We start from the raw sequence: 16,316 nt of genomic DNA, 5'->3' as shown, positions 1-16,316 counted from the left end.
GGTTCCGGCGTTGAAATCGAGCAGCAGTCCCCGCGGATCGGATGGTCGGCGGTTATTTCGGGTAGACCCAGGCATAGGCGAAGGACATCATATCACCGGGTTTGCCGCTCATATACTGAACATCCGCGAGCTTGACCTCCGGTGCGGCATATTGCGGACCGAGCGTGTCATGCAGCCAGGTCGTCAACGGCGCCGGCATTCCCGTGCCGTCACTTCTCGGCTGCCAGACGACGAGGATCGGCCGGTCTGCGGTCCACACGTAGTCTGCCGTCAGATTTCCGAAGAAGAGCGACATGGTCGGCACATCGGGTAGCTGCAAATGCAGATTGCCGGCCGGCAACCAGTTGTCCGTCAGCATCAGCCCCGGCTTCTTGCCTTCCGCCTGGACGACCTGGCGTACGAAGGTGGGGTAGGGGCTGTTGTAATGTTCATAGGAGCCGAAAAGCAGCGGAAATCTGGCGCAAATCAAAAGCAGCACCGGGACGAACAACATCATGGCCAAAGGGACAAAGAAGAAGCGTTTGCCGAAATCCGCCGCCCTGACGCCAGCCACTTCCATCTTCAGGCAGGCATAGATCGGCAGCAGGAACAGAAAGGGCATCAGCCAACGGTCCCGCAGTGCCGTCATGCCGATGGCAACGATAAGGATCAGCACCAGTACGGCGATTACGGCGAACAGGACTTCAAAAAAACGCGTCCATTCGTTCGACTGCCGCAAGCTCCCTAAGAAGCTTTTCCCGAAGACGAGCCAATAGACGAGGAGCGTCGGCGCCACGATGACGACGACCAGCTTCACGAATTCCAGCGGTCCCTTCAGCAGCTTGGTAAAGGCGCTTTTGGGTGCATTCTGCCCCATAATCCCCAAGGTGCGTCCGGAGGCGATGTCGAGATTGTGGACCAGCCAGAGCCCGTGCGGCAGGAAGATCAGAGCCGAGATCAGCAGGGTCAGCAGGAAACGTTTGTCGAGGATGCGCGCACGGCCCTGCGGATGCATCAGGACCGCGACGGTGGCGGCAGCGGCAAGCAAAGCGAAATTATATTTCGACAGCATGCCGATGCCGAGCGCTACGCCGGTGAGCACGTAGGAGCCTGTACTCGGGGCCTTCAGCGTGCGGATCGCGCCATAGAGGAAGAGATTGATGGCCAGGAGCTGCGTCACCGTATGCGTCAGGTCGCGCTGCGCCTCCCAGAAGAGCTGCGGCATCGTCAGCAGCGACAGGGTGGCGATCGCCGCGAACACCCTGTCCGACAGCACTTCCTTGGCCAGCTTGTAATAGCTGAAATAGACCAGGAACAGGACGACATTCTTGACGATGGAGATTGTCGTCAACGACAGGCCGAAGATGGAGACGACCAGCGCCTGCACCCAATTATAAAGCGGCGGCTGCGAATCGTAGCCGAGCGTCAGCCATTGCGAGAACAATGCCTGCTGCGACTCGTCGTAGCGCATGCCATGCGGCATGGCGAGCCGCACGACGAACTCGAGAAGGAAGTAACCGGCAAGCAAGAGGAGGATAACATCTGGCCGGCGGACCAGAAGTCTATGCATCCAAATCGTTCCGATCGAATATCTTGCGGACGATATAATTCGGCGACAGATCGTCGCGATAATAGATGCGCGCGATCATTTCCGAGAGAATCCCCGTCGTGATCATCTGCACGGACGACAGCAGCAGCACGATGCCGACCAACAGCAGCGGCCTGTTGCCGATATCGTCGCCGAAGATGAACTTGTCGATGAAGAGCCAGAACAGCACGATTGCGGCGAGCGCTCCGAGGCCAAGGCCGAGAGAGCCGAAGAAGTGGCCCGGCCGTGCCTTGTAGCGCATGAAGAACATCACTGACAGCAGGTCGAGAATGACCCGGAAGGTTCGCGAGATCCCGTATTTCGACGTGCCGTGCTGGCGCGCGTGATGTGTGACCGGGACTTCGCCGATGCGGGAGCTCGGTACGACGCCGGCGACCCAGGCGGGGATGAAGCGATGCATTTCGCCCATCAGCTTAACCTGCTTGATGATCGTGGAGCGGTAGATTTTCAGGCTGCAGCCATAGTCGTGCAGCTTGACGCCGGTGATGCGGCCGATGAGGTAATTGGCGCACCAGGAGGGGATCTTGCGCAGGAGAAGCCCGTCCTGACGGTTCTTGCGCCAGCCGACGAGCAGGTCGAGCTGCCGGCGCTCCAGTTCGTCGACCATCGAGGGGATATCCTTCGGGTCGTTCTGCAGGTCGCCGTCCATGGTGGCGATCAGCCGGCCGGTGGCGGCGTCGATGCCGGCCTGCATGGCGGCGGTCTGGCCGAAATTGCGCTGAAGCTCGACGATGCGCAGCGTCAGCCCCTCACGCCCGAGCGAGCGGCGGGCATTGGCGAGCGTGGCGTCGGTGCTGCCGTCGTCGATCAGGATCAGTTCCCAGGGCTTGGTGAAATCCACCATCGCGGAACAGATGCGCTCGATCAGCGGTCCGACGCTTTCTTCCTCATTAAAGACGGGCACGACCAGCGAAAGCTCAAGGGCGCTCGCGGTATCGGCCAGGGAGAGGATCGACTCTGCCGTTGTCTGCAACTCTTCTTTCTCCTAAAAGACCGGCAGAACCTGCCGGACGGAGCGAGCGACATGTCCGGCGTCTGCCTCCGCTCGCGTTGGGTGCTCTACTACATGAAGACTCCGATGGTTGCCAGCCGACAGAGCTGGTTTATTCGCAACCGCATGACGCTACTGACGCTTGCCGTCGTGCTCGCCTATGCCGCCTTCATCGAATGGTTCTGGGGCTGGAGTTCGATCCTGGCGCAATGGGGCAAGGTCGGCGCCTTGCCCATCCTGCTGGCACTGGCGCTTTTGACCGGCACCTATTTTCTGCGCACCTGGCGCATCTACGATTATTTTCCGAAGGAGACCGGCGGCCATTTCGCCGCACTCTTCCGCGTGACGCAGGTCCATAATCTCCTCAACATAATGATGCCCTTCCGCGCGGGCGAGACCAGTTTCCCTGTGCTGATGCGCTCGGAATTCGGCATTCCTCTCGCCCGTAGTACTTCAGCGCTGTTTGTCATGCGGCTGTTCGACCTGCATGCGCTGCTGGCCGCAGCCGGTATCGGCCTTGCTCTTGCCTCGCCCTATCCCGCACTTGCCTGGATAGTCTGGATTGCCTTCCTGCTCCTGCCGGTTATCGGCTTTGCTCTGCGCCGGCCGCTGATCCGTTTTGCCGCGAAGGTATTGCCAAAGAAGGCGCAGGGATTGGTGCATGAGCTGGAGCGCGGCTTGCCCGCCGACGCCGGCGCCTTTGCCCGCGCCTGGCTGACGACGGTGGTCAACTGGTTGGTGAAGGTCGCGGTGCTCGCCTGGGCGCTTGGCCTGATGAATGTCACGCCGCTCTCGGCCAGCTTCGGCGGCGCGCTCGGCGGCGAGCTTTCGTCCGTGCTGCCGGTGCATGCGCCCGGCGGCGTCGGCACCTATCCGGCCGGTATTACCGCCGGTGCGATGGCGTTCGGCGCCTCGGGCGCAAAGGCGGCGATCGATAATCTCGCGCAGGCCAGCATCAACGCCCATCTCCTGATCGTCGTCTCTGCTCTGACGGGGACAGCACTCGGCCTGCTCGCCTCCCGGAAGCGTGCCTGATCGAGCCTACCGCCTGGTCTTGCCGGCAAGTTCGGCCAATCGTTTGCGCAGGAATGTTTGCTCGGGCGCCTGGTGGCAAAGCGAAAGTGCGGTTTCGTAAGCTTGTCGCGCATCGTCGTCGCGGTTGAGCTGGCGCAGGAAATCGGCTCTTGCCGCGTGGGCGAGGTGATATCTCGCCAATCGATCCTCGCCAAGCAGACCATCGACGATCCGCAGCCCAGCGGCCGGTCCATCGCAGATCGAAACGGCGACAGCCCGGTTGAGCTCGACCACCGGCGACGGATGAGCCACCAGCAACAGATCGTAAAGCGCCACGATCCCTCGCCAGTCGGTCTGGTCCGGCGTTGCCGCGCGCGCGTGCTCGGCGGCAATTGCCGCCTGCAGCGCATAGCTGCCGACGCTTTCGCCGGCCATTGCCTCGGTCGCAAAGGCCAGTCCTTCGCGGATTTTCGCGCCGTCCCAGAGCGCACGGTCCTGATCGGCAAGCAGAATGAGATCGCCGGAGGGGCTTGCCCGTGCCGACCGCCGCGAATCCTGCAGCAGCATCATCGCCAGCAGGCCTGCCACCTCCGGATCGGGCAGGAGCGTCAGCAGCAGGCGGCCGAGACGGATGGCCTCGGCGGCAAGGTCGGCGCGGACGATCGTTGCGCCTGAGGAGGCGGAATAGCCCTCGTTGAAGACGAGATAGATGACATGCAGCACCTGCGCCAGCCGTTCCGGCAGTTCTGCTTTTGCCGGGACTTCATAGGGAATATGGGCGGTGCGGATGCGGTTCTTGGCACGGACGATGCGCTGGGCGACGGTCGGCGCCGGAACAAGGAAGGCATGGGCGATCTCTTCCGTCGTTAGGCCGCAGACCTCGCGCAGCGCCATGGCCATCTGCGCCTCGGCAGGGATGAGTGGATGGCAGCAGGTGAAGACCAGCCGCAGCATATCGTCTTCGATCTCCTGGCGCTCGGCGATCTCCATCATCTCGCCCTCCGGATAGAAGCTGTCGGCAATATCGGCCCTCGAGGCGTCGAAGCGTGTACGCCGCCGGATGTGGTCTATCGCCCGGAAGCGACCGGCGGAGACCAGCCAGGCATAGGGGTTGGCCGGTATCGTCTCCTCCGTCCATTGCTTCGCTGCGGCCGCGAAGGCATCGTGAAGCGCCTCTTCTGCCCGGTCGAAATCGCCAAGCAGGCGGATCAGCGTCGCCAGCGCGCGGCGCGACTGGCTGCGGTAGATATCGTCGATAATTGCGTTCAGGGACACGGCGTCAGCGTTCCTCCGCAAGGTCTCCCCGAAGGGTCAGGATACGCACCGGACGAATCTCGATGGCGCCGTAACGCGCCGAGGGAATGTGTTTGGCGATATCGGTTGCGCTCTCCAGATCGGGCGCCTCTATGAGGTAGAAACCGGCCAGATGTTCCTTCGTCTCCACGAATGGCCCATCCGTCACCGAAAACGTGTCGCCATGTGGTCGGATGACGATCGATTTGTTTCGGAGTTCCAGCGCATCTGAAACAATCAGGGTGCCGTCCTGCCGCAGGTCCTCGTCATAGACGAAATGCTCGCCGATCAGATGGTTCATCTCGCTTTGCGTCAGCCGTCCGTCGACGTCGACGGATGTGTAGATTAGGCATAGAAATCGCATCACTCTCTCCCTTGGCGACTATTCATCCGGAAACCGGATGTCGAAGGCTGCACGGACCTCAATCATGCCGTAACGGGCGACGGGGAAGGTGGCGGCGATGCGGGTCGCTTCGTCGATGTCCTTTGCCTCGATCAGCACGAACCCGCCGAGATGTTCCTTGATCTCGGCGAAAGGACCGTCGGTAACCGTGGCTTCGCCCTTGCGCACCCGCACCGTCCTGGCGGTCTCCGGCTCCCGCAGGGCATTGGCGACGATGAGATGCCCGCTGTCGCGCAGCCTGTTGTCGTTGTCGATGGACTCCTGCTTCAACCGCCGTCCGTCTTCTTCGGTAATGGTCGCGATCTCGGCGGTGTCGAACCAGACCTGGCAGAGAAATTTCATCGTCGTCTCCTCAGAGTTCGAGGCCGAAGGAGTAGATCGGCCGCACCTCGATGGCACCGAGCTTCGCCAGCGGAATGCCGGCCGCGACGCGAATGGCGTCATTCAGATCCTTGGCGTCGATCAGGATGAAGCCGCCGAGATATTCCTTGGTTTCGATGAAGGGGCCATCCGTTACGGCTGTCTCGCCGTTGCGGACGCGCACGGTCACCGCCGCGCTTGGCGATTGCAGCGCCTCGGCGTGGATCATGTGCCCGCTTGCCATCAGATCCCGGTCGTAACCGAGCGAATCCGAATCGAGCCTGTGCTTTTCCTCTTTCGTCATGGCATCGAGCCTCGTGCCGTCGAACCAGACCTGGCAAAGATATTTCATCGCAGCCGTCTCCTCTTCCATTTGCTGACAGCCATAGACGAGCGGGCCGCGCGCAAATCGACATCCTTTCAGGCAGCATGACAAAAAAATTCAGCGCTGTCGAAAACAGCCGAGGCCGGTCGACAACATCCGTCATCACCAAAGGAGAGGCGGACATGCACACCCTGGAAGCAGCGCTCATCTATCACTGGCACAGGAAGACACTGTCGGAGGAAGAGATACTGCAAATGTTGAATCCCCGCGAAGTCATACTTCGCACGATGATCGGATTTGCCGTTCTTGCCGTGGTGATCCTATGCTTGAGTTGGACCGCCGAGCCAAACAGCGAACGGCCGCAAGTTGCGGCCGCTGCTCAGACGTATGCGGTATCTGCGGAAGGGCAGTAACGCGCAGGCCCTATCGCGTTATTGAAACGCCGTCTCGAAGAAGCTGCGCAGCTTGCGTGAATGCAGCTTTTCCGGCGGCATTTCGGCCAGCTTCTGGATGGCGCGGATGCCGATTTGCAGGTGCTGGTTCACCTGGGTGCGGTAGAAGGCGGTCGCCATGCCCGGCAGTTTCAGCTCGCCGTGCAGCGGCTTGTCCGAGACGCAGAGGAGCGTGCCGTAGGGAACGCGGAAACGGAAGCCGTTGGCGGCGATGGTCGCTGACTCCATGTCCAGCGCCACGGCGCGGGCCTGCGACAGGCGCTTGACCGGTCCCGCCTGATCGCGAAGCTCCCAGTTGCGGTTGTCGATCGTGCCGACCGTGCCGGTACGCATGATGCGCTTCAGCTCGAAGCCTTCGAAACCGGTGATTTCGGCAACGGCTGCTTCCAGCGCCACCTGCACTTCGGCAAGCGCCGGGATGGGCACCCAGACCGGCAGGTCGTCGTCGAGAACGTGATCCTCGCGCATATAGGCATGCGCCAGTACATAGTCGCCAAGCCGCTGGCTGTTGCGCAGGCCGGCGCAATGGCCGAGCATCAGCCAGGCATGCGGGCGCAGCACCGCGACGTGGTCGGTGATCGTCTTGGCGTTGGACGGGCCGACGCCGATATTGATCAGGGTAATGCCGGCATGGCCCTTCTTTTTCAAATGGTAGGCCGGCATCTGCGGCAGCCGCGGCGGGGTCGTGTCGCCTTCCGGCTGGCTGGAGCCGGCCGGCGTGGTGATGTTGCCCGGCTCGACGAAGGCGGTATAGCCATCGCCGCCCTTGGCCATGAGGTCGCGCGCCCAGTTGCAGAATTCATCGACGTAGAACTGATAGTTCGTGAACAGCACGAAGTTCTGGAAATGCTTCGCGCTGGTCGCCGTATAGTGGGACAGGCGGGCGAGCGAATAGTCGATGCGCTGCGCGGTAAACGGCGCGAGCGGCGAGGGCTCGCCCGGCGGCGGGATATATTCGCCGTTGGCGATTTCATCATCCGTGGTGTTCAGGTCCGGCGTATCGAAGAGGTCGCGCAGCGGAATATCGGCGAAACCGGCGGCGGATGCCTCCACATAGGCGCCTTCGCCAAAGGCGAAATGCAGCGGGATCGGCGTCGTCGATTCAGACACCACCACCGGCACATTATGGCTGCGCATCAAAAGCGCGAGCTGTTCCTTCAGATAGTGCTTGAAGAGCTGCGGGCGGGTGATGGTGGTGGTGTAGACGCCGGGTGCCGTAACGTGGCCATAGGAAAGGCGCGAATCGACGTGGCCGAAGCTGGTCGTCTCGATGCTGACCTGTGGGTAGAAGGCGCGGTAGCGCGCCGTGATCGGCTCACCATTGGCGAGCTTGGTAAAATTATCGATCAGGAAGGCGGTGTTGCGGTCGTAAAGCTCGGTCAGAGCCTCGACTGCCTTGCCAGGATCGGTAAAGCTCCGCGGCTGAAACGGGCTGGGAGACGAGATTTCGAGGGGCGAAAAGGGAGAGATTCGGTTGCTCATGCGCTATTATATAGTGGCATCTTTAACAAGCAAACGACGTTGCAAGGCATGGTCTGGGATTTTCGCAGCTATTTTTATGCCGTTGCGCAGTTCAGTTCCTGAAAATCGGCCAGAAGTCCCCGACTATTGCACCGTGGTGCAATAGGGGGCTCCCGTTTGCAGGCAAGTGAAGCTCGCGCCGAAATGCGATTGCGCGCCGCTGCGGCCGGTATGTTCGACCGCCATCGAAAACGTGAATGCAAAGACGGCGGCAAACAGCATGATAACTGCGAAACGCCATGCCATGATGATCGTGTTCATATCCTTGGCCCTACCCGTGCCCTATACTGGACACTGTTTTGCCATGGTCAGCCTGAACGGGTGCTGAGATACCGGTTCATCCGGCGTTCAGGAAGATGACCGGGAAAATGGACCACGCCAGTCCGGCGAAGGCGCTTTGATCACGCCTTCGTCGAAGGCTCGTTAAGCATGGCTTCGATGTTGTAGCCATCCGGATCAAGAACAAAGCAGGCGTAATAATTTGGCGTATATTCCGGTCGCGGGCCAGGTGCGCCATTGTCCGCGGCTCCCGCCTTAAGAGCAGCGTTATAAAATGCCTCGACTTCCGCCTTGCTCTTGACCCGGAAGGCGACGTGCAGATGTGTCAGTGGTGGCTTGCTATCCGTTTGCTGAATCTCGAACAGACTGCCCGCGCCAACGTCGAAAGCCCAGAACACGCCCTCCTTTCCAAAGGAAAGGTGATATCCCAAAGGGGCAAGCGCTCGCTCATAGAAGAGTTTGCTCTTCTGTAGATCGCTTACTGCGATGGTTATGTGGTCAATCACGTTGCGCGTATCCTCGAAGATATAGTTATCGACTGCACGAGGGCGCGTTGTCCGCCCTCGCTAAGCTGTTTCGATGAGGCGAGGGGTCTTTAAAGCCGCGTCCAGGTCTGCGATTTGCAGAAGACCTTCAAGACGCAGCCCTGCATCTTCAAAGCGTTGCCTTTCACCGAGCCGGAGCCCGCATAGGTCTTGTCGGCGGCCGGGTCGGTGATCTCGCCGGTATAGGTGCCGCCCGCGCCATGCATCTTGCCGATCTGTCGGCCGGCATATTTGCCGTTCTTCAGCGTCACACAATATTCGCCGCCGCAGGATGTGATGGCGGCGGTATCACCCGCCTCGGTCTTCCAATTACCGACGATCTGCTCGTCGGCAAAAGCGGTGTCTGCGCTGAAAACCAGTGCAACGGCAATGATGGTCGTGCGGATCATATCTTTCCTCCCCGAAAGTCTCCCGTTCCCATAGCCGGGGTCGCGGTGAAATTATCTGACGCGAACGTAAAGGTAAATATGCTTTTCAAGCGCAATTTCCTCAGGTTCCAGCCCCGTTCGTCACACCGGAAAACGGCAAGTCTTGTTTCGCTGGCTCTTTTCATGGTGAAGGAAGGGTTTAAATCCAGATCTTAACAATGCGTAAAGCTCGCTCAAAAGTCCTTAATTTGCAAGGGAAGCGATGTTTAACAAAATCCCAAATTTACCAAGCATTTGTACTTTGTTTGCATCGAATTAAGCATGCATTTTAGCCGTTTTTTGAAAGCCGTCTGCGATAGTGAAGCCATCAAACGAGCGGGGCAAACCCGCCGACCGTAAGGACCATCAAGCTGCGATAGATGGCAAGGTCCGGACGGAAAACAGGGCAGACGCAACGAGACTGAAACAGGGATAAAACCGATGGCACGCTTCGAAATTCCGATGTCTGAAATGGCCATGATGGGTGGCAACAGCGCCGATGCCCTTTGTGAACTGGGCGTCAATTATGCAACCGGCAGGGGCTGTAAGGCAGACCCGGTTGCCGCCCATAAATGGTTGAATATCGCCGCCATCAAGGGCAGCGACCGCGCCGCCGAGCTTCGCGCCGATGTCGCCGCCACGCTGACCAAGATGCAGCTCGCCGCAGCGCTCCGCGCCGCCCGTGAATGGATGACCATGCACTGAAGCGTGCCACAAAGAATACGACAATAATAACCTCAAAAGAGGGGCGACCGGCAGCGAGCGGAGAGGCGCGTTGCCACCAACAGGGAGACCGCGACCGGCCGGAAACAAGGCCGGCGCGGTTTTTTGTTGCTCCAGCTTTAGCCGATCGCCTTCAGAACCTTCGGCAGGGCTTCCGCCAGAAGGTCGAGATCTTGGCTAGGCCCGACGCTGATGCGGATGCAGCGGTTGAGCGGCGCCACGCCCGGCATGCGGATGAAGACGCCGTGCTGGATCAGCCCGTCGACGATCGCGCGGGCATAGGTCCCGTCGCGGCCGCAATCGACGGCGACGAAATTGGTGGCGGAGGCGAGGGGTAAAAGCCCATTGTCACGGGCGATCATGCCGATCTGCTCGCGGGCCGCCTGGATCTTGCCGACGACTTCGGCGAGATAGGCTTGGTCCTTCAGCGCGGCAAGCGCGGCTGCTGTCGCCAGCCGGTTCATGCCGAAGTGATTGCGGATCTTGTCGAAGGCCAGCACCGTTTCCGGCACGCCGATGGCATAGCCGACCCGGGCGCCGGCAAGGCCGTAGGCCTTGGAGAAGGTGCGGGTGCGCAGCACGTTCGGCAGATCGATCAGCGTGGAGATATCGGGCAGAGAGCTGGCCGGCCCGGTCTCGCTATAGGCCTCGTCGAGGATGAGCAGGCAGCTTTCCGGCAGGGCGCGGGCAAAGGCGACGATCCTGTCGGCATCCCACCAGCTTCCCATCGGATTATCGGGGTTGGCGAAGTAGACGAGCGGCGCATTCTCTCGGCGGACCGCGTCCAGCAGTCCATCCAGATCCTCGCGATCGTTGACATAAGGTACCGTCACCAGTCGTCCGCCGAAGCCGACGACATGGAAATTGAAGGTTGGATAGCCGCCGAGCGAGGTGACGACAGGTGTTCCCGGTTCGATGACCATGCGGGCGATCAGGCCGAGCAGGCTGTCGATGCCTTCGCCGACGGCGATGTTCGCCTGTTTGATGCCGAGATGTGCGGCCAGCGCCTCCTTCAGCGCGAAATTTTCCGGATCGTTGTATTTCCAGATGTCACCGGCATTTTCACGCATCGCCTCAATGACGGAGGGAGCGGGGCCGAAGCCGTTTTCATTGGCGCCGATGCGCGCCTGAACGGTCAGCCCGCGCTGACGCTCGAGAGCTTCCGGTCCGACGAAGGGCACGGTGGAGGGAAGGGCGCTGATCAGCGGGGTGAAGCGCGAAAAGGCGGACATTCTGGCTGGTTTTCCCGAATTCTGTTGCAAGGCGCAGCACAATAGGCGCTTGGCGGGCGGTTGCAAGAGCGGAAAAGGCCACTGCATAATTCCTTAAATCGGCATCGATTTAAGGATAAAATTATGCAGCAGATTTAAAGTGCTACAGCGACCTTTGCGCGTCAAATGTGACGCGCGTTGCTGTAGCGCTAGGCGCGCGCAATTCGCTTGCCACGCGCGGCAAGCGCTTCGGTGTTGCCGATCATGAAATCGGCACGAACGACGCGTCTCAATGTTTCCGGCTCCAGCAGATTGATGAAGCGGACGTAGATGCGATTGTCGATCCGGCTGACCTCGGCGCAGGCGATGCGATAGGCGAGACCGAGGATGTTGAGATAGTAATGCGCCGGCAATCCCACGGTCGTGCCGACAAAGAAGCTGGCACCTCCCCGGGAGATATCGACGATCTCCGCGCTACGCACGGAAATGCCCGTCAGGCAGGGTCGCACGGCAATGAGACGTGCTGGACGCTGAACGTGGAATCGTTCCCAGCTTCGTTCATAGACTTCGGATTTGACTTTCGCCAGATGCGTTGAGCGAAGCATTGTCATTCCCCGTTGGAGGCGGCCCGAATTCATCTCGGTACAGCATGAACCTTGCACGGAGGTTTTGCATAAGCGTCAATCGTGCCCGTCGAATTTTAATGAATCGACGCTTTCGCGGCCGATCGGGCCGCTGTGCTTACCGAATATGCCGATTTTTGAACCCTTCGGGCCATGAGGCGTTCCCTCCCATCGGCAATTTTAGCCGTGGCATGAAAGCATGAGGACAGAGATGATGGTCGACATCAGGATTGCAGGCGGGACATGGGTTGTCATTTGCGACGGCGCCAAGGCATTGTTTTTGGAGAATGCAAGCAGTGATCTGAAGCTGGACTTGAAGACGCGCGAAATCCTCGAGCAGCCGAGTACGCCGGATCGGGAGCTCGGAACGGGTAAGCCGGGGCGCAGCCATCAAGCCGCGGGTGTTGGCGGCAGTGCCGTGCAGGAAACGACATGGCAAGATCAGGCGGAAGAGGAGTTCCTGAAGGGTGTGGCGACGAAGATCGATATGCTTGTGCAGAGCAAAGGCATCAAGAACATGATCCTCGTGGCACCGCCTCAGGCGCTTGGCGTCCTGCGACCCCGATTAGGGGCTCATTCGCAAACAGCCATCGTCGCCGAGCTTGCCAAGGATCTGACGAATTTCCCGGTTGATCAGATCGAGCGTTATCTGGCCGCCTGAGAAGAATAGAAAGGCGCAAACCGCCTTTCCCTGGCGTTTTGAGCTACCCCGCATTCCGGCGCCTTGTCTTGACAGGGGCTTCGGCTTCGACCATACGAAGGATGGTTCGAGGCGCCGGCCGCTCGCGGATGAAAATCCACGGTGAAGCCCTCGCGAATATGGTCACAGCCATTCAAGGCGTGCTGACTGACGGTAATGCGAGCCCCGATTTGCAGTCGTAGATGCATGCCTTAGCAAAGGCTGATACCGTGACGACGATCTATCCGTCCATCGATGAACTGAAGGCGCAAGCCAGGCGTCTGCGCCAGGCCATGGCCGAGCGCGGCAACGATATTGCCCATAGCGCAGCGCTGGAGCTGGTTGCCAAGCAACATGGTTTGCGCGACTGGAATACGCTGTCGGCGCTCGCCGCAAAACCGAATGTCGCGCCGAGCGTGCCGTTTGCCGTCGGCTCCGCCGTTCGCGGCCGCTATCTGAACCAGCCCTTCACCGGCAAGGTTCTGGCCCTTTCGGAGCAAGCGGGTGGGCTCCACAAGATCACCATCCATTTCGACGAACCGGTGGATGTCGTGACCTTCGAAAGCTTTTCGGCCTTTCGCCGACGCATCAACGCCCAGATCGACGCCGACGGCATTTCGCCGAGAAAGACGTCGGACGGCGTGCCGCATTTGTTACTCGACATCTGACAATCCTCTTTTTATCGATGGATCGCCGCCGCCACAGGTGGCGCGCGATGCCGCGTGGATATTGCCATGACCAAGCATTCCGAAAACAATATCTTCCTGACAGGCTGGCTGCCGGGCGTCTTTGCCCGTACAGCCGCACCGATCGTCATGCTTACCACCATCAGTGGCCTGTTTGCCGTCGTTGACGCCTATTTCCTCGGCATCTATGTCGGCGCGGACGCGCTGTCTGCGGTGAGCCTGATCTTCCCGGCGCTCATGCTGCTGATCGCCCTGCAAGCTCTGGTTTCGAACGGTATGGCGAGCATTTTGGCGCGCCGCCTGGGGGCGGGGGATCGCGCGGGAGCGGGAAAAGTCTTCACTGCGGCCCATGCCCTTGCCCTCGCGGTCGCAATCCTGGTCAATGCCGCCTATTGGACCGTCGGCCGGCATGTCATCGCCGCGAGTGCGGCCGGCGACGCCACGGTTGCCGCCAATGCCAATGCCTTCATGGGAGTCATGGTCGGCTTCGCACCGGTCAGCTTTCTCTTGCAGCTGCACACCGACGCGCTGCGTTGCGAGGGCAAGATCGGTTTCATGACGCTGGTGACTCTTGCTTCGACGCTGCTCAATATCGTCGCCAATTGGCTGCTGATCGCGGTCGCGCATTGGGGTGTCATCGGGTCGGCGGCTGGCTCGATCGCGGCGCAATTCATCTGCGCGACGATCATTCTCGCCTATCGCTGGCGCCATCCCGCAGCACTCCGGCCCAGCATGACGGGCGCGGTCTCGGAATGGCTTGGAATCCTCACCTTCGGAGCGCCGATGAGCCTTGGCTTCATCGGCATATCACTGAGCTCGGCGGCAATCCTGTTCAACCTGTCGATCTGGCATGAGCGCGATTATGTCGCGACGGTCGCCGCCTACGGGATCATCACCCGGATATTGACTTTTGCCTATCTGCCGCTGCTCGGCCTCAGCATCACCCTGCAAACGATCTCCGGTCACAATCACGGTGCCGCGCTTCCGGCCCGTGTCGGCCGCAGCCTGCAGATCGCGATGATCTCCGCGCTGATCTATTGTGCGACGGTTGAACTGGTCGTCGAGCTGCTTGCCCGGCACCTCGGCGGCGTCTTCGTCGGCGATGCCGTCATTGTCGGAGAAGTGGGGCGGATCTTGCCCTGGACGATCGGCGCTTACTTCCTCTATGGGCAGATGATGATGCTCTCGTCCTATTTCCAGTCGATCGGCGATGCGAAACGGGGGGCGATCTTCGGCCTGTCGCGGCCCTATCTTTTCACACTGCCGCTGACATTCCTGCTGCCCTTCATCTTCGGCGAACGCGGAATCTGGATGGTGCCGGTCTTTGCGGAGGCGGGGATGTTCGCGCTCGCCTGGCTGGTCCTGTCGCGCAACGCCCGGGATCGTGGCTGGCGATATGGATTGCTGCCGGCGTAACGAAAAGGGCCGCGCTATCGAGGCGCGGCCCTTTGAGTACCCAAGGAGGCTAAGCCTTGACGAGCCACTCATGCTCCGGCGCATTGTAGAATTTCCAGATGCGCTTCGGGCCGGCCATGACGTTGAGATAATAGAGATCGTAGCCATGGCAGGCGGCGCAAGGGTGATATCCCCTCGGCACCAGCGTCACGTCGCCATCTTCCAACGCCATGACTTCATCCAGCGAGCGATCGTCCGTATAGACGCGCTGGAAGGCGAAGCCCTGCGGTGGGTTGAGGCGATGATAGTAGGTCTCCTCGAGGAAGCTCTCGTTCGGGAGATTGTTCTGATCGTGCTTGTGCGGCGGATAGGAAGAGGTGTGGCCACCGGGCGTGATCACCTCGACGACCAGCAGGGAATGCGCCGCGCCATCGTCTTCCGGCATGATGTTGTTGACGTGGCGAACATTGGTGCCCTGGCCGCGCGTCACAGGCGGATGCGTACCCGGCGGAATGGCGCGGGCCTCATAGGAGCCGCCGCCCGGAGCCGAGCAGACGGCAAGTTCCAGCTCGGTTTCCGCGGTCACCGACCAGCTTGAACCGGCTGGAATATAGAGCGCGTGGGGCGCGCCCTCGAAGGGGCTCATACGACCGCCGAGCAGGCCGAAATCCTTAGCACCTGCCTTGGCGCTTCCCTTGCCGCTGACCCAGACCAGGCAGACCTCGCGATCGCCGGTTTCGGCCGAAGCCGTTTCGCCGGGCTTCAGCCGGTGAAGGTCGAAGCCGACATAGGTCCAGCCGGCACTTTCGGGCGTGACATGGGTGACGCGGCCATGGGAGCCATCAGGTTTGACCTTGAGATTTGGCATGGGCGTTCTTCCTCTATCCCTTGGGAAAACCTTCGGTTTCCACCGTATAACCCGCAGCCGTCATGACGCGCATCAATTCGGCATGGCCGATCTCGGCCATTTTTTGCGGAGGAGCCTTGCGCGGGTCCTGTTCGGCCTCGACGACGAACCAGCCTTCATAGCCGTAACCAGCCAGACGCTGAACGATAGCACCGAAATCGAGCGAGCCGTCGCCCGGTACGGTGAAGGCGCCAAGCGCCACTGCGTCAAGGAAGGACTGCCGGCTGCGGTCCAGGCCGTCCACGACAGGCTTGCGGATATCCTTGACGTGAACGTGGTTGATGCGGGCGTGGTGATTGTCGATGGCGCGCAGGACATCGCCGCCGGCAAAGGCAAGATGACCGGCATCGAGCAGAAGCGGAATGCCTGCACCCGAATAGCGCATGAAAGCGTCGAGTTCCGGCTCGGTTTCCACGACTGCTGCCATGTGATGGTGATAGGAGAGCGGCATGCCCTGATCGGCGCACCATTCGCCGAACTCGGTCAGGCGACGCGCATAGGCCTTCATCTCGTCATCCGAAAGGCGCGGCTTGGTGGCGAGCGGCTTGGAGCGGTCGCCCTGGATAGAACGGCCGACCTCGCCATAGACGATGCAGGGTGCATTGACCGCCTTGAACAGTTCGATCATCGGAGCGATGCGGTCCTTGTTGACGGCAAGCTCCTCATTGACCAGCGTGCCCGAGAACCAGCCGCCGCAAAGTGTCACGTCGGCGGCGCGCAAGATAGGCAGCATCACCTCGGGATCATCCGGGAAGCGGCGGCCCTTCTCCATGCCGGTAAAACCGGCGCTGCGCGATTGCCGCAGGCATTCCTCGAGGGACACGTCATCGCTGAGCTCAGGAAGATCGTCGTTCCACCACGCGATGGGCGACATGCCGAGTTTGGCCTTCATTAATAGTCTCCTTAAAGGCATC

At 60.6% G+C, this 16,316-nt stretch carries 20 protein-coding genes; 6 read left to right on the top strand and 14 right to left on the bottom strand.

Translation table 11 applies throughout. The annotated features are described in order from the left end of the window. Positions 1–52: 52 nt before the first annotated feature. Positions 53–1,549, bottom strand: coding sequence for a glycosyltransferase family 39 protein (locus PMI03_RS11545; protein WP_007693172.1), 1,497 nt, complete (start codon positions 1,547–1,549; stop codon positions 53–55). Next, positions 1,542–2,561: a glycosyltransferase family 2 protein gene (locus PMI03_RS11540; protein WP_007693168.1), complete on the bottom strand. Its 1,020-nt coding sequence runs from the start codon at positions 2,559–2,561 to the stop codon at positions 1,542–1,544. Before PMI03_RS11540 ends, PMI03_RS11545 begins: the two co-directional genes overlap by 8 nt. Positions 2,562–2,654: 93 nt before the next feature. Between PMI03_RS11540 and PMI03_RS11535 the strand changes: the two genes are divergently transcribed. After that, positions 2,655–3,614 (top strand): lysylphosphatidylglycerol synthase transmembrane domain-containing protein, encoded by a 960-nt coding sequence (locus PMI03_RS11535; protein ID WP_012651164.1) that lies wholly within the window; start codon positions 2,655–2,657, stop codon positions 3,612–3,614. Between the two features lie 6 nt (positions 3,615–3,620). Here the strand turns inward: PMI03_RS11535 and PMI03_RS11530 are convergent, their stop codons facing one another. From PMI03_RS11530 to PMI03_RS11515, 4 genes are read right to left on the bottom strand one after another with little or no spacing between them, the layout of a single operon-like run. Further along, positions 3,621–4,862, bottom strand: coding sequence for an RNA polymerase sigma factor (locus PMI03_RS11530; protein WP_012651165.1), 1,242 nt, complete (start codon positions 4,860–4,862; stop codon positions 3,621–3,623). 10 nt (positions 4,863–4,872) lie between these two features. Further along, on the bottom strand, positions 4,873–5,250 hold the full coding sequence (locus PMI03_RS11525) for a YciI family protein (RefSeq protein ID WP_007693164.1): 378 nt from the start codon (positions 5,248–5,250) through the stop codon (positions 4,873–4,875). Between the two features lie 18 nt (positions 5,251–5,268). Beyond that, a complete protein-coding gene (locus tag PMI03_RS11520) occupies positions 5,269–5,631 on the bottom strand; it encodes a YciI family protein (protein ID WP_007693162.1) in 363 nt (120 codons plus the stop codon). 10 nt (positions 5,632–5,641) lie between these two features. After that, positions 5,642–6,001 carry a YciI family protein gene (locus PMI03_RS11515; RefSeq protein WP_007693160.1) on the bottom strand — a complete coding sequence of 120 codons (360 nt, stop codon included), beginning with the start codon at positions 5,999–6,001 and terminating at the stop codon, positions 5,642–5,644. 155 nt (positions 6,002–6,156) lie between these two features. Between PMI03_RS11515 and PMI03_RS11510 the strand changes: the two genes are divergently transcribed. Beyond that, the gene (locus tag PMI03_RS11510; RefSeq protein WP_007693159.1) at positions 6,157–6,387 is read left to right on the top strand and encodes a hypothetical protein; all 231 of its coding nucleotides are present in this window, start codon (positions 6,157–6,159) and stop codon (positions 6,385–6,387) included. Between the two features lie 18 nt (positions 6,388–6,405). On the opposite strand, the gene PMI03_RS11505 is transcribed toward PMI03_RS11510, so the two are convergent. The 4 genes from PMI03_RS11505 to PMI03_RS11495 form a co-directional block, all read right to left on the bottom strand. Beyond that, positions 6,406–7,908: an AMP nucleosidase gene (locus PMI03_RS11505; protein WP_007693157.1), complete on the bottom strand. Its 1,503-nt coding sequence runs from the start codon at positions 7,906–7,908 to the stop codon at positions 6,406–6,408. A gap of 123 nt (positions 7,909–8,031) precedes the next feature. After that, on the bottom strand, positions 8,032–8,208 hold the full coding sequence (locus PMI03_RS31625) for a hypothetical protein (RefSeq protein ID WP_007693156.1): 177 nt from the start codon (positions 8,206–8,208) through the stop codon (positions 8,032–8,034). A gap of 140 nt (positions 8,209–8,348) precedes the next feature. After that, positions 8,349–8,732, bottom strand: a complete 384-nt coding sequence (locus tag PMI03_RS11500; RefSeq protein ID WP_007693154.1) for a VOC family protein — start codon at positions 8,730–8,732, stop codon at positions 8,349–8,351. 89 nt (positions 8,733–8,821) lie between these two features. Next, positions 8,822–9,160 (bottom strand): DUF2147 domain-containing protein, encoded by a 339-nt coding sequence (locus tag PMI03_RS11495; RefSeq protein ID WP_007693153.1) that lies wholly within the window; start codon positions 9,158–9,160, stop codon positions 8,822–8,824. Between the two features lie 459 nt (positions 9,161–9,619). On the opposite strand from PMI03_RS11495, the gene PMI03_RS11490 reads away from it, so the two are divergent. Continuing rightward, positions 9,620–9,883 carry a sel1 repeat family protein gene (locus PMI03_RS11490; RefSeq protein WP_007693152.1) on the top strand — a complete coding sequence of 88 codons (264 nt, stop codon included), beginning with the start codon at positions 9,620–9,622 and terminating at the stop codon, positions 9,881–9,883. Between the two features lie 137 nt (positions 9,884–10,020). On the opposite strand, the gene PMI03_RS11485 is transcribed toward PMI03_RS11490, so the two are convergent. Next, positions 10,021–11,133, bottom strand: coding sequence for a pyridoxal phosphate-dependent aminotransferase (locus PMI03_RS11485; protein WP_007693151.1), 1,113 nt, complete (start codon positions 11,131–11,133; stop codon positions 10,021–10,023). Positions 11,134–11,321: 188 nt separating this feature from the next. Beyond that, positions 11,322–11,723 carry a PilZ domain-containing protein gene (locus tag PMI03_RS11480; protein ID WP_034519021.1) on the bottom strand — a complete coding sequence of 134 codons (402 nt, stop codon included), beginning with the start codon at positions 11,721–11,723 and terminating at the stop codon, positions 11,322–11,324. Between the two features lie 226 nt (positions 11,724–11,949). Between PMI03_RS11480 and PMI03_RS11475 the strand changes: the two genes are divergently transcribed. The 3 genes from PMI03_RS11475 to PMI03_RS11465 all read left to right on the top strand — a co-directional run bounded on the left by PMI03_RS11475 (position 11,950) and on the right by PMI03_RS11465 (position 14,516). Continuing rightward, positions 11,950–12,396, top strand: coding sequence for a host attachment protein (locus PMI03_RS11475; protein WP_039973826.1), 447 nt, complete (start codon positions 11,950–11,952; stop codon positions 12,394–12,396). Between the two features lie 248 nt (positions 12,397–12,644). After that, positions 12,645–13,082 carry a glyoxalase superfamily protein gene (locus tag PMI03_RS11470; protein ID WP_007693147.1) on the top strand — a complete coding sequence of 146 codons (438 nt, stop codon included), beginning with the start codon at positions 12,645–12,647 and terminating at the stop codon, positions 13,080–13,082. Between the two features lie 66 nt (positions 13,083–13,148). Beyond that, positions 13,149–14,516 carry an MATE family efflux transporter gene (locus PMI03_RS11465; RefSeq protein WP_007693146.1) on the top strand — a complete coding sequence of 456 codons (1,368 nt, stop codon included), beginning with the start codon at positions 13,149–13,151 and terminating at the stop codon, positions 14,514–14,516. 49 nt (positions 14,517–14,565) lie between these two features. On the opposite strand, the gene iolB is transcribed toward PMI03_RS11465, so the two are convergent. Both iolB and iolE read right to left on the bottom strand, forming a co-directional pair. Beyond that, the gene (gene iolB, locus PMI03_RS11460; RefSeq protein ID WP_007693145.1) at positions 14,566–15,363 is read right to left on the bottom strand and encodes a 5-deoxy-glucuronate isomerase; all 798 of its coding nucleotides are present in this window, start codon (positions 15,361–15,363) and stop codon (positions 14,566–14,568) included. A gap of 13 nt (positions 15,364–15,376) precedes the next feature. Then, positions 15,377–16,294 carry a myo-inosose-2 dehydratase gene (iolE, locus tag PMI03_RS11455; RefSeq protein WP_007693143.1) on the bottom strand — a complete coding sequence of 306 codons (918 nt, stop codon included), beginning with the start codon at positions 16,292–16,294 and terminating at the stop codon, positions 15,377–15,379. Positions 16,295–16,316: the final 22 nt, after the last annotated feature.

Source organism: Rhizobium sp. AP16 (assembly GCF_000281735.1).
Taxonomy (GTDB): Bacteria; Pseudomonadota; Alphaproteobacteria; order Rhizobiales; family Rhizobiaceae; genus Rhizobium; species Rhizobium rhizogenes.
The sequence above is the reverse complement of the archived record's forward strand: the minus strand, read 5'-3'. Positions and strand labels throughout refer to the sequence as shown.